At 34.7% G+C, this 14,299-nt stretch carries 12 protein-coding genes and 1 pseudogene; 12 read left to right on the top strand and 1 reads right to left on the bottom strand.

What is annotated here, in order from left to right; all coding sequences use genetic code 11:
* Positions 1–401 precede the first annotated feature (401 nt).
* From pxpB to AC5LWL_RS17865, 12 genes and pseudogenes are all read left to right on the top strand, one after another.
* On the top strand, positions 402–1,112 hold the full coding sequence (gene pxpB / locus AC5LWL_RS17920) for a 5-oxoprolinase subunit PxpB (protein WP_493435577.1): 711 nt from the start codon (positions 402–404) through the stop codon (positions 1,110–1,112).
* A complete protein-coding gene (locus AC5LWL_RS17915) occupies positions 1,109–2,122 on the top strand; it encodes a 5-oxoprolinase subunit C family protein (RefSeq protein WP_493435576.1) in 1,014 nt (337 codons plus the stop codon). The genes pxpB and AC5LWL_RS17915 overlap by 4 nt, the downstream gene beginning before the upstream one ends.
* Positions 2,122–2,891 (top strand): annotated as a pseudogene (locus AC5LWL_RS17910) (LamB/YcsF family protein). The gene AC5LWL_RS17915 and the pseudogene AC5LWL_RS17910 overlap by 1 nt, the downstream one beginning before the upstream one ends.
* Before the next feature lie 345 nt (positions 2,892–3,236).
* Positions 3,237–3,428, top strand: coding sequence for a hypothetical protein (locus tag AC5LWL_RS17905; RefSeq protein ID WP_493435575.1), 192 nt, complete (start codon positions 3,237–3,239; stop codon positions 3,426–3,428).
* A gap of 142 nt (positions 3,429–3,570) precedes the next feature.
* The gene (locus tag AC5LWL_RS17900) at positions 3,571–4,110 is read left to right on the top strand and encodes a sigma-70 family RNA polymerase sigma factor (protein ID WP_493435574.1); all 540 of its coding nucleotides are present in this window, start codon (positions 3,571–3,573) and stop codon (positions 4,108–4,110) included.
* Between the two features lie 1,355 nt (positions 4,111–5,465).
* Positions 5,466–5,801: a DUF2294 domain-containing protein gene (locus AC5LWL_RS17895; RefSeq protein ID WP_493436653.1), complete on the top strand. Its 336-nt coding sequence runs from the start codon at positions 5,466–5,468 to the stop codon at positions 5,799–5,801.
* A 278-nt stretch (positions 5,802–6,079) separates the two neighbouring features.
* Positions 6,080–7,120: an ABC transporter substrate-binding protein gene (locus tag AC5LWL_RS17890; protein WP_493436652.1), complete on the top strand. Its 1,041-nt coding sequence runs from the start codon at positions 6,080–6,082 to the stop codon at positions 7,118–7,120.
* Positions 7,121–7,136: 16 nt separating this feature from the next.
* The gene (locus AC5LWL_RS17885; protein WP_493435573.1) at positions 7,137–8,066 is read left to right on the top strand and encodes a nucleoside hydrolase; all 930 of its coding nucleotides are present in this window, start codon (positions 7,137–7,139) and stop codon (positions 8,064–8,066) included.
* A 24-nt stretch (positions 8,067–8,090) separates the two neighbouring features.
* The gene (locus AC5LWL_RS17880) at positions 8,091–8,912 is read left to right on the top strand and encodes an ABC transporter permease (protein WP_493435572.1); all 822 of its coding nucleotides are present in this window, start codon (positions 8,091–8,093) and stop codon (positions 8,910–8,912) included.
* Between the two features lie 6 nt (positions 8,913–8,918).
* Positions 8,919–9,707 (top strand): ABC transporter permease, encoded by a 789-nt coding sequence (locus AC5LWL_RS17875; protein WP_493435571.1) that lies wholly within the window; start codon positions 8,919–8,921, stop codon positions 9,705–9,707.
* Positions 9,708–9,722: 15 nt separating this feature from the next.
* Positions 9,723–10,787 carry an ABC transporter ATP-binding protein gene (locus AC5LWL_RS17870; protein ID WP_493435570.1) on the top strand — a complete coding sequence of 355 codons (1,065 nt, stop codon included), beginning with the start codon at positions 9,723–9,725 and terminating at the stop codon, positions 10,785–10,787.
* A 14-nt stretch (positions 10,788–10,801) separates the two neighbouring features.
* Positions 10,802–12,514 carry an adenine deaminase C-terminal domain-containing protein gene (locus AC5LWL_RS17865; RefSeq protein ID WP_493435569.1) on the top strand — a complete coding sequence of 571 codons (1,713 nt, stop codon included), beginning with the start codon at positions 10,802–10,804 and terminating at the stop codon, positions 12,512–12,514.
* 80 nt (positions 12,515–12,594) lie between these two features.
* Here the strand turns inward: AC5LWL_RS17865 and AC5LWL_RS17860 are convergent, their stop codons facing one another.
* A complete protein-coding gene (locus AC5LWL_RS17860; protein WP_493435568.1) occupies positions 12,595–14,088 on the bottom strand; it encodes a peptide MFS transporter in 1,494 nt (497 codons plus the stop codon).
* Positions 14,089–14,299: the final 211 nt, after the last annotated feature.

Here is a 14,299-nt window from a genome sequence, read left to right as displayed (position 1 = left end):
GAGGCTACCTTGAAAAGAGGCTTGTCATTCTCAATGGTCCGCAGCCGGAATACACTCGCTTTCCTGCGGGCGAGGGCCGAGCCTCCCGTGGTCTCGTCTCGTTTTCTCGCATTCCGGCTACCCTCTGCTTCAAACTTAGTTCATAAAACAAAATAGAAACCTGCTTCTTTTCATTTGCCATGGTGCAAAATTTTGTTTATGTGATGGTCTATCCTGCCATAATATTCTACTAAAAGGTATAATCTCTTCTGATTTATGAGGGATTATGCCTTTTTTTAAATTGGTTAATGGAAAGTGAGAGAAAATAATTGATTTTTTAAAATTTTCTATACTTTTATTGATAGTAACTATTAAAATAATAGATAAGATATACGATTTAAAAGGATAAAGGAGACGAATATATGAACTATCATTTGCATCCATTAGGAGACAGTGCTGTAATAATAGAATTTGGATCCGGAATCAATAAAAAAATACATAGAGAAATACAACAGGTTATGACGCTTTTGGATAAGAATGCGCCAAAATGGATCAAAGAATATGTGCCTGCTTTTACAACCCTTTCTATTTTCTATGACGTCTATCAAGTGTCTGCTTATTGCACTCGTTTACTTCCTTATGATTTTGTTTGTCAACACATCATTATTTTATTAGATGAAATAGAATCTGACAAAGAAATAACAAGCAGAACGGTTGAAATACCTGTTTGCTATGGCGGGGAATTTGGTCCAGATTTATTAACTGTCGCTCAAGTGAACGGACTAACAGGAGAGGAAGTTGTTCAAATTCATTCATCAAGTGATTATTTAGTATATATGATAGGATTTGCACCGGGATTTCCTTATATTGGAGGCATGTCAGAAAAAATAGCGATGCCAAGAAGAAAATCTCCTCGGCTGAAAATTCCTGCAAGATCGGTGGGAATTGCTGGAATGCAAACAGGCATTTATCCTGTAGAAACACCAGGGGGATGGCAATTGATTGGCAGGACGCCGTTAACGTTATTTCGACCAGATAAAGCCAACCCTAGTTTATTAAAAGCTGGTGATAAAATAAAATTTAAGCCTATTAGTTTGGAAGAATATCAGGAATGGGTGATGGGAGGAGTATGATTACAATCCTAAAACCTGGCCTTCTTACAACCATTCAAGATTTAGGCAGATACGGTTTTCAAAAATATGGCGTGATTGTTAGTGGAGCGATGGATGCTACAGCGCATATTATTGCTAATTTATTGGTAGGTAATAATCAATTTATGCCTACATTGGAAATCACTTTAGTAGGACCAGCCGTTCAATTTAAGGAAGACTCTCTTATTAGTATATGCGGGGGAGACCTTTCTCCTGAAATAAACGGAAAATTCGTTTCAACTTGGCGTACTATTTTTGTAGAGAAAGACAGTATATTAACGTTTGGAAAAGCAATAAGTGGATGTCGTGCTTATTTAGCAGTATCTGGCGGATTTGCAGTTCCGTCTGTTATGAATAGCTATTCTACTTATTTGCGGGCAGAAATTGGCGGTTATTTCGGAAAAGCCCTGCAAGCTGGGGATAGCCTTCAATACGGAAAAGCTAGTGAGCTGGCAAAGAGATGGAGTGAAAAGCTGAAAAAAAAGCAGTGTATTAACGGAATGGTAGAAGAAAAGTGGACGATAGCACCAACTATGATTTCTAGCTATCAAAAGGATATAAGCGTACATTTGCTAAAAGGGCGAGAATTTTTCTTGTTTAGTAAAGAGAGCCAATGTAAATTATTTCAAGAGGAATTTACTATATCCTCTAAATCGGATCGTATGGGCTATCGTCTTCAGGGAGAAGCTCTTTTTTTAGAAAAGCAGCAAGAAATGATTTCAGAGGCTGTTGATTTTGGCACCATTCAAGTGCCAGCAGATGGAAATCCTATTATTTTGTTAGCGGACAGGCAAACGATTGGAGGATATCCGAAAATTGGGCAAATAGCTACCGTTGATTTTTCATCCCTTGCTCAAGCAAAGCCAAATGATCGATTGCGTTTTACAGAAATTAACCATCATGATGCTCAAATACTTTTATTAAAAAGACAACAAGAAATGAAGCAATTAAGCAAGGGGATATATTATAACGTAATAATGGGAGGAACCTAGTGCATTTTATTGATTTGAATTGTGATATAGGAGAAAGCTATGAGCTTATTGTATCGGAAATGATGAAAAGATTCTTGATTTAATTACTAGTGCTAATATTGCTTGTGGATTTCATGCAGGTGATCCTGGAACTATGCGTAAGACGGTAAAACTAGCACTTGAAAAAGAAGTTGGAATTGGTGCACATCCTGGATTTCAAGATTTAGCTGGTTTTGGTAGAAGAGAAATGATTTTAAGTCCAGCAGAAGTCCATGATCTTGTTATATATCAAATTGGTGCATTGTCTGCATTTGTAAAAGCAGAAGGGGGCAGCTTGCAGCATGTAAAGCCACATGGTGCCCTTTATAATATGGCATCGAAGAATGAAGCTTTAGCCACTGCAATAGCTGAAGCCGTTTATAAAGTAGATCCTGAGTTACTATTATTTGGATTAGCTGGTGGATAATTGGTGAAAACTGAAGATAAATTAGGGCTTCTTACTGCATCAGAGGCGTTCTCAGATTGTACTTATCAAAGTGATGGGTCATTGGCAGCTAGAAAAAATGAAAATGCGCTTATAAAAGATCATGAAACAGCTGTTCAATAAGTGTTATGTATGGTGAGGAAGCAAAAAGTCAACTCCCTCCAAGGAGCGGATGTGACAATAAAAGCGGATACTATCTGCATTTATGGGGATGGAGTATATGCAGTAAAGTTCGCAAAGCAAATTTTTAATGCGTTAACAAAAGCTGGGATTAGGGTAAATAGTGCTAGAAGGTTTTTGAGATAAAAACCATTCAGGCTACCTTGAGAAGTAGTTTTGGGTTCGCAGTCAGAATACACTTCGCTTTCCTGTGGGGTCTCGCCTGTCCCGCAGTTCCCATAGGGGTCTTTGTGTATTCTACTTGCTCTTTGTTAAAAACGTAGAGTATAAAAAAACTTAACGTCGGTTAATTGGCCACCTTCTAGCCATTTTCTCGCTTTATAAGAAAAAAATGTAAAAATGATCATTTATTTTCCTTTTATTTATGTTACAATAATATTACATTAATAATAAAAAGATGTTACTTTTTTGTAACTTTTCGTTACATTAAAACGTATAGTTAGTAATAAATAGATTAAAGGGGAAATACATATGAAAACAGATGTAAATAGAAGCATTGTCTCGGTTTTATTCATGTTTTTGTTTTTAGCAAGTTTGCTTTTTTATTTAAACCTTTTTTTAGTACAAGAAATAGCTACTATAAAAGAAAACGCCTCTTTGTATCAAATTCATACAATAAAAAGTGAAATGGCATCAAATAATATGGATATGCATACAAACTAATATTTGTTTCTTGTTCCATTTTGTAATAAGTATATATAAATAAAAATTCAATTGGATAACATATCCTTTTTGGAATGAAGGAAATAGAGAAACGAATAGAAGTCAGTTATGCAATGGCTGCATTCTTATAGGGGGAGAGAGTGTGTCTTCTATAGAAGAGTTATATGTAAAATATAACCATGATGTTTTGCACTTTTTAGTATTTATGGGGGTTAATCAAGAACAAGCGGAGGACTTAGCCCAAGAAGTATTTATGCGAGTGTTAAAAACAAAAAGTAATTTTAAAGGGAATAGCAGTGAAAAAACTTGGTTATATAAAATTGCAAAAAATATTGCTGTAGACCACTTTCGGAAGCAAAAGGGAATAGATCTTCATAACTTTTATACGAATGTATCGTTTTTTATGGAAATGAAAGATGATCGTGCATTGCCAGAAGAAGTTACTATGCGAAAAGAGGTTTGGCATTGGATCAACGATTGTCTTCAATTTTGCACTGATGATCAACGTATGGTTATTATTATCCGATATATGTATGAAATGTCTATTGTTGAAACAGCAGCCTATCTAGGATGGACAGAAAGCAAAGTGAAGATTACCCAGCATCGTGCACTGAAAGTATTAAGACGAACAATGGAAAAGGATACAAAAACAAATGGTTTTCAGAAAATATCTATTATGTAACCTTTTTAAAAAATATAATAGTTTTAATGTGAAACTTCCATTTGGAGGTTTTTTATTTTGGGTTTTTTCTAAATGGTTAATTGTTTTAAATAGATTTAATAAGAGGCTGAGACATAACTAAATAGATAATAGGTAAAGATTTACATGCTCTAATTTAGCATGTAAATGGTTAGCTCCCTATACTGGTTATAATGTTTTTTAATAGAGTTAACTCAAACTTCGCTGTTATACATTCCTCTTCATGTATTAGCATAACTTGATTTAGATCAATGAGAAAAGGGTGCTGATTGATTCGTGTTTTTGGGTGTTTTTTTTGCAAACATTATTTCTTATAAATAGGGGCTTTCTTTCCGTTTCAGGATGCTCGCTTTCCGTGAGGCTCGGCTTTAGCCGCTTCGGCCCTTGGCCTGCAAGGTCTCAGCTGTCTCGCTAATCCCACAGGAGTCTCGCACCTTACACTCCAATCAAGCCGTTTTGCTCCATTAGTTGCTGTCGTCGAACTGGTAAAAACATCCACATAATAGAAATAGACTAAAAGTGGAATATTTCGGTAAAACAACGTTGGATAATAACATAAAAAATCAACGCTACTAGTGTTTAGTCATCATACCTTGTAGTGAAATTCGAAGACAAGAACTTATTCTAGAACAGGTTACTTGTAACGAAGGGTGCGAAGACTCCTGCGGGAAATGTGGGAAGGCTAAAGACCCCGCAAGGCAACGCCGAGGAGGCTCAGAGCTCCCACCCCGGGGAAAGCGAAGTGTATTCAGGCTGAGGGGGATTACCACAAATCTTCTTTTTTACATCAATAAAAAACCGAAACCATGATACGAAATATTTTTACATCTTCGTATCATGGTTCGGGTTTATCTTCTGCTGGAATATTTTGTCCCGGATTTTTGTTGAATAAGGTTAATCGGAGTGCAAGGTGTGAGACTCCTGCATAGAACAGCGAGACTGGAGAAACCTAAAGGATTTTTGGCTGAGGAGTGAAGCCTGCGGAATGTGAGCATCCTAAAAGGAAATTAAATTATTTTTCAATAGCATGAATTTTACGGAAATAATCTTTTTTCTCAAAAAAATAGAATTAAAAATATTGTTAGAAATTCTGACAATAATATCGCTTTATTTAGTAAAAACGAATAGAATATAAAATTAAGTGAAATAGTTCTAAAAAATAGATAGATTATGAAATTATTTACATCTATCATCCTATAATGTTCGGGAAATGGAAGTATTATGTAGATGTGATATATATATATTATATTTTTTTAAATAAATTCCGCACATTATCTTGTATATATGGATTATTATATGTATAATAATCCATATAATTGTTTGGCAGGTGATTTGTCATAGATTCTACTGAGACAAAAAGGTTTCTTTCGTTAATCTACAATAAGGTATCGAAGGAATTATTCGGAGCTGGTACAACATTGTTAAAGGTAACAGTCGATCAGAATGTAATTAGCTTACAAGCTAAACATCCTCGTGCATCAAGATCTGCTGCATTAGAAGGTGAAGTTCCCAGTTTAAAGCAAGAAGTTGATTTTCATCTTTCCCTTTTATTTAAGAAGAAATTAAGACAAATGCTTGAGGAACAAACAAATTGGAGTATTGAAGCAATATTAAGAGATTATGATGCATGCACTCAATTTGCTTTTACAAATATAGTCCTTAATAAAAAATAAAGAATGGATTTCCAATCGGATAAATCTGAACGGAACGCCATATATAGAATAACCAAATGATAAGTTTTCGCTTTGTTTACAAAGAAAAGACAATCTTGGGTAGAATAACCATTCTATTTAAGATTGTCTTTTTTTGTTTTACTTTATTAGAAAAAGGCTTTATGGAGGTGGTTCATTATTTAGATTACCCTTGATGTTTCGTAATAAAAAAGGGAAGACTGAAAATGAATAATGTTTCTAAATTAACAGAAAAAACAAAATATTGGAGGATGGAAGAAATGAAAAAACTAATCAGCTTACTTATAATGGCATCACTGTTTCTTTTAGCAGCTTGTGGTTCAGACGAAGGTTCAAAAGATACCAAACAAAAATTAGTAGTTTCTACATGGGGATTTAATGAAGAGTTCTTTAATAAAGAGGTGTATAAACCATTCGAAGAGGAAAATAATGTAGACATTGTATTAGATACTGGAAATAATGCAGACAGATTAAATAAAATTAGACAAGGAAACTCTGAAGTAGATATTATTTTTCTTTCAGATTATTATGCACAGCAAGGAATTGAAGATAATTTATTTGAAACAATCGATCATTCAAAGCTTTCTAATTTAAACAATATTTACGATGTAGCAAAAGCACCGCTTGGGGAAGATTATGGACCAGCTTATACGATTGCGCAGTTTGGTATTGCATACAATCCTGATGAAGTGAAAACACCAATAACTGCTTGGAAAGATTTATGGAGTAAAGACTTAAAAGGAAAAATAACGATTCCTAGCATTACATCAACGACTGGCCCAATGTTTTTGGATGCAGCTTCAACAGTTGGCGGAAGCAGTACATTTAACGAAGATACAGCGTTTAGTGAGCTGAAAACATTGATGCCGAGTGTGGTAAAAGAGTATAGCCAAACATCAGAATTCGTAAATATGTTCTCACAAGGTGAAATTGCTGCTGGTCCAATTATGGGAATGTATTTTGGTAGTTTACAGGAAGCTGTTCCAAATGCAAAATTTGTTACTCCGTCAGAAGGTGGATATGGAGTAATGAATACGGTAAATATCATTAAAGGATCAGACCAAAAAGAACTTTCCGAAAAATTCATTAATTATATTTTAGGAAAAGAAGTGCAAGAAAAATCAGCGAAAAACAAAGTGGATTCACCAGTAAATAAAGAAGTGAAGCTTACAGATGAAGAAGCAACAGGGTTAACATACGGGGAAGAAGTAATTAATCGTTTACACATATTAGATATGAAGTTTGTAAATAAAAATTTAAAAGGCTGGATTGATCGTTGGAATCGAGAGCTAGTTCAGTAAGAAAAGAGGGACAGTAATGAAAAGAAAGTTAATTCTCGATGTGGATACAGGAATAGATGATGCAATAGGCATCCTCCTTGCAATAAAAAGCAACGAATTTGATGTATTAGGAATTACGACCGTAAACGGAAATGTTTCCTTAGACAACGCAACATTAAATACTTGTAAGATACTGGATTTGTTAAAGGTAGAGGACATCCCTGTTATTAAAGGAGCGGAATCTCCTATTATGAGAAAACCATTTTTCGAACATCGAATACATGGAGAAGATGGACTAGGCGGTGCTCTAAAGGATGTTCCTATTACAAATAAATATAGTGAAGGATTTGCGCCTGACTTTATCATTAATTCTATTCTAAGCTTTTCAGGAGAAGTGACACTCGTTCTTACAGGTCCACTTACTAACTTAGCGTTAGCAGTTAAAAAATGTCCGCAAATTACGAAACATGTAAAAGAAGTAATCTTTATGGGTGGAGTAATAAAAGGAGTTGGCAATGTAACGCCAACCTCTGAGTTTAATACGTTTGTAGATCCAGAAGCAGCTAAAATTGTCTTGCATGCTGGTTTTGATTCCATCCTGCAAGTAGGATTGGATGTTACAAGAAAAGCATTATTAACCGAGGAACATATTCAGTTGCTGGAAGATAAGAAATTAGCTGACTATATAAATGAGAGCACATCTGATTACCAGCAAAAATATATGGAACGTTATGGGATACGTGCTTGTGCTATGCATGACCCTTTAGCAGTAGGAATTGCATTAAACAGGAACTTAGTTTCGAGCCAAAAACATTATGTGGATGTTGAAACAAAAAGTGAACTTTGTGATGGACAGTTAATATGTGATTTTCAAAATCGTTTAAAAAGACCAGCAAATTTACAGGTTTGCTTACAAGTTGATTCAGAAGCTTTTTTTGAACTATTTATCACGGTATTGAATTCATAAATTTATAGACAGGGGGTTAAACGGTTGAAAAAAAGATATCTGTGTCTGTTGCTGTTACCGGGCATTTTGTTTCTTACCATTTTTTTGATAATTCCTATCCTTGCTATGATTGGTACGACATTTCATGATAAAGGGAATTTCACATTAAGTGGATATACAGATTTTTTTAAAGATGATTATTTTATTAGAATTTTGCTGACAACCTTACGAGTCAGTTTAGTAACGACAATAATATGTCTTTTATTAGGATTTCCAACAGCTTATTTTATCTCCAAGCTGAAAACAAGAAAAAAAACGATTTTATTATTGTTAACGATATTTCCGTTATTAACAAGCCCTGTTGTTCGATCTTTTAGCTGGATGGTGATAATCGGGAAAAACGGAGTACTTAATAAATTATTACTAAGTATAGGGTTAGTCGAGAAGCCTCTTGATATATTGTATACCCCAACAGCTATTATTATTGGATTAGTTCATTTATTTTTACCATTAGTAATTGTCACACTAGTAGGGGTAATGGAAAATATTGATTCTGATTTGTTGCGAGCTGCCGAAAGTCTTGGTGCATCCAGATTAGGTGTGTTTTTAAAAATCGTTGTTCCGTTATGTGTGCCTGGCTTAGTGATTGGCAGTATTTTGGTTTTTGTAGGAAGTTTTACAGCATACACAACGCCTGCATTGCTTGGTGGAAAACAACGGGTGATCTCAACATTTTTGTATCAAAATGCGATTACATTAAATGAATGGAAACTAGCTTCCATTGTTGCAACCATTATGATTGTGATTACATTTATTATTATTTCAATTATGAATGGTGCATCCAAAAAATTAAATCCAAAGGGGTAGAGGTGTATGCAGGAAAAAAATAGAGGATTGGCCCTGTTTACATTTCTAGTATTTATTTTCTTACTAGGGCCATTGCTAATTATATCTATTACTTCATTTGAGGGAGGGAATATTTTGAAGTTCCCTCCAGAAAATTATTCATTAAGATGGTATGAAAATATTTTTAAAGTAGAGATGTTTTTAAATACATTTAAGACATCGATTCTTGTATCACTAGCAGGAAATTTATTAGCGCTATTAATAGGTGTGCCAGCAGCATATGCATTAAGCCGCTTTGATTTTAAAGGAAAAAATCTAGTGAATGCCATTTTTATTTCGCCAATATTAATTCCTGGCATCGTATTAGGATTTTCCTTTTTGCGCTATATGGTAGTTACCTACCAGTTTTCTATTTACACAGGATTATTTATCGGACATACCGTTATAATGCTCCCATTTATTATACGAGTTATTTCTTCTAGTTTGACAAATTTTGATTTTTCAATAGAAGAAGCAGCGGTGAGTCTTGGTGCAAGCAAAATAGGAACGTTTTTTAAAATAGTTCTTCCTAATATTAAATCAGGTATTGTTGCTGCAGTTATGATTGCTTTTTTAGAGTCATTTAATAATGTTGATATTTCTGTTTATATGACCGGGCCAGGTGTAAGTACGTTTCCTATTCAAATGCTGCTATATGTAGAAAACTATTTTGATCCTACTATTGCGGCAATTTCGGTATTGCTTATGCTTATCACAGCTTTTTTCATGTTTGTGGTGGAAAGGCTTATGGGATTGTCATATTTTACAAAAGGATAAAGGGAGATGAAGAAAATGGCTTTGTTTACTTTAAAAGATATCTCTGTAGCTTATAACAAAAAAGATATTTTAAAAGATTTTAATCTAGAGATAGAAAAAGGAAAGCTTGTTTCCCTTCTAGGACCAAGTGGTTGTGGAAAAACAACCACACTACGTTTAATAGCGGGATTTTTACAGGCAAATCAAGGGAAATTTTTATTTAAAGAGAAGGATTATACAAAAGTGCCAGTGAATAAACGGAACTTTGGCTTTGTTTTTCAGAATTATGCTTTATTTCCTCATTTAACAGTATTCGATAATATTGCATTTGGACTCCGGTTAAGAAAGATGGGGAAAAGTGAAATAGAGAAGCGTGTTTTGAATATGCTGGAGATTGTAAATCTTAAAGGCTTTGAGAAACGTTATCCACAGGAGCTTTCTGGTGGGCAGCGACAACGTGTGGCAATTGCAAGAGCATTAGTAATTGAACCAGATATTTTATTATTTGATGAGCCTTTAAGTAATCTTGATGCCAATTTAAGAGTCAATATGCGGGTGGAGATACGTCGTATTCAACAAGAATTGGGCATAACAACGGTATATGTTTCACATGATCAAGAAGAATGTTTTTCTATTTCAGATCAAGTAGCAATTATGAATAAAGGGGAAATTGAACAATTAAGCGACCCGGCTACTATTTATAAATATCCTGAAACGAAATTTGTTGCAGATTTTATTGGATTTAAGAATTTTATTGAATTCGAGAAAAGAATAGATCGTAAAACAGAGATTGAACTTTCTATCTCAGGATTAACATTAACTATCAATAAGCATGAACATATGAGTAATCCGAATAAAAAAATAGGGGCTATTCGGCCTGACGATTTGATTTTAATAGAAAATACAGGACAAAATGCTCTCCCGGCTAATGGAGTAGTTGGGAAAATAAGCGTTGAGACATTTCTTGGAAGAAGCTATCAATATGTAGTTGAGACGGCTATTGGAGACTTCACGGTAAATAAGGAGATGACAAATCCATATTATACGGGCCAGGAAGTAATACTTGTTATTCCAAAAGATCAGATGGTGCTAGTAGATTAGCTGGGAGGAATAAAATGAATATGGATATGCTTGTAATAGATGCTTTTGTCTATAACAGCTATTATAAAAAATTTATAAAAGGGAATACAGCAATTAAAAATGGAAAATTCTTTTATGTTGGAAACCGTGGACTGGAAACTTTCGAAGCAAAAGAAGTAATAGATGGCAGTGGGAAATATATGATACCTGGTTTAATTGATATTCATTTGCATATTGAAAGCACGATGGTAACACCTGCTACTTTTTCCTTTGGATTAATAAAAAATGGTGTAACGACAATCGTACCGGAGCCGCATGAAATGGCGAATGTGTTTGGAATAGCAGGAGTAAAGGAAATGGTAAAGGCGAGCAAGAACTGTATAGTTGATATGTTCTATGCTATTCCAAGTTCTGTTCCAGCGACCTCAATGGAAACTACTGGCGGCGCGATTGAGATTCAGGATATTGATGAGTTAATGGAAACGGAGCAAATTAAATGTTTAGGTGAAATCATGAATTATTATGATGTCATTACAGACCCACAGTGTAAAACAAATAAGATATTATCCCATATACGAAAAAACTATCCTGAATTAATTATTGAAGGGCATGTGCCAAAGCTGCTAGATTTAGAGTTACAGACATTAATTTTTGCTGGAGTTAACTCTGATCATACGCATCAATCAGTTGAAGGAATGCAAGAGCGAATAGCAGCAGGAATGTTCTTGGAGATTCAAGAAAAATCAATGACAAAAGAAGTGATTGACTACCTTAAGGAACATCAGGTGGACGAGCATTTTTGTTTTGTAACAGATGATGTGATGGCAGATTCCTTGCAAAATAGAGGGCATCTGAATGTTTTATTAAAAAAGGCAATAAAAATGGGAATGACTCCTGAAAAAGCAATCTATGCCTGTACCTATACAGCTGCACAGCGCATGAGAATGTATGATAGAGGAGCAATTGCTTCTGGGAAAGTGGCAGATTTTCTCCTTGTTTCAGATCTTGCCAATTTTGAAATAGAAAAAGTGTATAAAAAGGGTATGCAAGTGTATGATTGTTCGGAGGTTTGCAATCAGCCGAGCATAAGCAGACAATTTCCCGAGCAATTTTATCAAAGCGTTAAGCTTAATGAGTTAACGGAAGATGATTTTACGATTCGTTTAGTGGAAACGGAAGGAAAAGTGAATGGGCGAATTATCCATGTAAAGAACGGTTCCACTTTTACAGAGGAAAAGCAGGGTAATTTTGCTGTTAAAGAGGGTCAGCTTCAGTGGGAAGACAGTTCGTCTTGTTTAATTAAAACATTTGAACGATATGGAAAAAATGGAAACTCTGCATTTGGATTAATTAGTGGCGATATAATAAAACGAGGTGCAGTTGCTACTACTTATTCCCATGATAATCATAATTTGTTAGTAGTAGGAAAGAATAAGAAAGACATGGTAAAGGCGGCAAATGAAGTGATTAAACAGCAAGGCGGAATTTGCTGTGTTGAGGACGGAGAAGTTCTTTCGATGGTTCCATTGCCTGTTGGAGGAATTTTGTCAGAAGAACCTTTGGATATTATTTCGAAACAAGTGGAGGAATTGACTACATCGTTAAGATCATTAGGCTACGAGCATTATAATATTATCATGTCTTTAAGTACTTTATCCTTACCAGTCAGCCCTGCTTTAAAAATTACCGACTACGGACTAATTAATGTAAATGAAGGAAGAGTAGTTCCCTTTATAATAGAAAACTAACTAAAATGTTGCAGTTTTTCTCTCTCAATACGCTAAGAACCTCATCTAATAAAAGATGAGGTTCTTTTTGAAAGGGATTTTTATTTTATACCCTTCATATAACGTTGAATCATTGGAGAAATGATAAATAGAATAATACTTAAAAGAATAGAAGCTCCTCCGATTATTCCAAAATACATCATTTCCGTTGCTGGTGTATAAAACTTAACGAGCTGAGCATTTAATGCCTGTGCTGCAGCGTTTGATAAGAACCAAAGGCTCATTGTTTGTGCTGAAAATGCGGCAGGTGCCAGTTTGGTTGTAGCAGATAATCCTACTGGAGATAAACAAAGTTCCCCAATAACAACGATAAAGTAGCTGAGTACAAGCCATAAAGGATTTACTAAAGAATTTGCTCCGCCAAAATAAGCTGGGAGTAAAATAACTAAAAAGGAAATACCTGCAAATAGTAGTCCGAAAGAGAATTTTCTTGGAATGGATGGCTGACGAGCTCCAAGTTTCACCCAAAACCATGCAAAAACTGGTGCTAAAATGATGATAAACAATGGGTTTAATGATTGGAAAAATGCTGGTGATATGGTCATCCCTGCAAATTCAAGCTGTGTGCGTTTATCCGCATAGTTAGCTAAAATCGTTGAACCTTGTTCCTGTATAGCCCAGAACATGACAGCAGCTAAAAACAAAGGAATATAAGCAAGAAGTCTAGAACGTTCCACAGCGTTTGTTTTTGGACTGCGATACATAATAATAAAATAAATGGTAGGAATAAGAAAACCTAATATACCGATTAATGCAATAAATCTAGGAAAGGTTAAATATCCTGCTGGGATAGTAACCGCCAGAATAATAGCAAGTATAAGAATACCTATACCAATAATAGAATAAACTTTTTTCTTTTCACTGGAAGAAAGTGGATTAGCGACAACAGTTCCAGCAAGCCCAAGATTTTTTTTCTTTGTAAATATAAATACTAATAAACCAATGAACATACCGATAGCTGCCAATGCAAATCCTAAATGAAAGTTATAATCCATTCCGATTTTTCCGACTATTAAGGGAGACAGAAACCCACCGAGGTTAATCCCCATGTAAAAAATACTGAATCCCGAATCACGACGGTCATCTTTCTCGTGATAAATTTCCCCAACAACACTTGAAACATTTGGTTTTAATAAACCTGTACCAATTACGATAAGCACCATACTTGTGAAGAACAAGGAAATATTACCTGGCACTGCAAGTACAATATGTCCAAGCATAATAAATATTCCACCGTAAAATACAGCTCTGCTTGTCCCAAATATTCTATCAGCTAACCAACCACCAATAATACCTGACATATATACAAGTGATCCGTAGATAGACATTATGGCAAGCGCTGTGTTCTCTTGAATGCCTAAGCCGCCTTTTGATACTTCGTAATACATATAGTAGACGAGAATGGCGCGCATTCCATAATACGAAAATCTTTCCCAAAACTCTGTGAAGAACAGTGTGAATAATCCTTTAGGATGTCCAAAAAATCCCTTTTGAGGAACACTGTCCACAATTTTCTGTTTATTTATTTCTGACATGTTGAAACCTCCTCTGTTATTTTAATATAATAATAGTAATGCTTTTGGTTTGTCAAAACAAAAGTGGTTATAATAAAAAAACCATAACTTTTCTATGTTATTGATCAGAAAAAAGGGAAAATTCCTAATATAAACTTTATTTTATAATAATTATAAATTCATTTTTTTCATAAGTAGTTTCTTCCCTTGTAGTCGCCTTATCAAACGTATT

The sequence above is a fragment of the Niallia sp. WK069_GA_01 genome (assembly GCF_983173855.1).
The sequence above is the reverse complement of the archived record's forward strand: the minus strand, read 5'-3'. Positions and strand labels throughout refer to the sequence as shown.

Bases quoted from the DNA above. Each gene is read 5' to 3' on its own strand.
- AC5LWL_RS17870 (WP_493435570.1), top strand. From the start codon at position 9,723: ATGGCTTTGTTTACTTTAAAAGATATCTCTGTAGCTTATAACAAAAAA.
- AC5LWL_RS17865 (WP_493435569.1), top strand. From the start codon at position 10,802: ATGAATATGGATATGCTTGTAATAGATGCTTTTGTCTATAACAGCTAT.
- AC5LWL_RS17860 (WP_493435568.1), bottom strand. From the start codon at position 14,088: ATGTCAGAAATAAATAAACAGAAAATTGTGGACAGTGTTCCTCAAAAG.
- AC5LWL_RS17885 (WP_493435573.1), top strand. From the start codon at position 7,137: ATGAAAAGAAAGTTAATTCTCGATGTGGATACAGGAATAGATGATGCA.
- AC5LWL_RS17915 (WP_493435576.1), top strand. From the start codon at position 1,109: ATGATTACAATCCTAAAACCTGGCCTTCTTACAACCATTCAAGATTTA.
- pxpB (WP_493435577.1), top strand. From the start codon at position 402: ATGAACTATCATTTGCATCCATTAGGAGACAGTGCTGTAATAATAGAA.
- AC5LWL_RS17890 (WP_493436652.1), top strand. From the start codon at position 6,080: ATGAAAAAACTAATCAGCTTACTTATAATGGCATCACTGTTTCTTTTA.
- AC5LWL_RS17905 (WP_493435575.1), top strand. From the start codon at position 3,237: ATGAAAACAGATGTAAATAGAAGCATTGTCTCGGTTTTATTCATGTTT.
- AC5LWL_RS17875 (WP_493435571.1), top strand. From the start codon at position 8,919: ATGCAGGAAAAAAATAGAGGATTGGCCCTGTTTACATTTCTAGTATTT.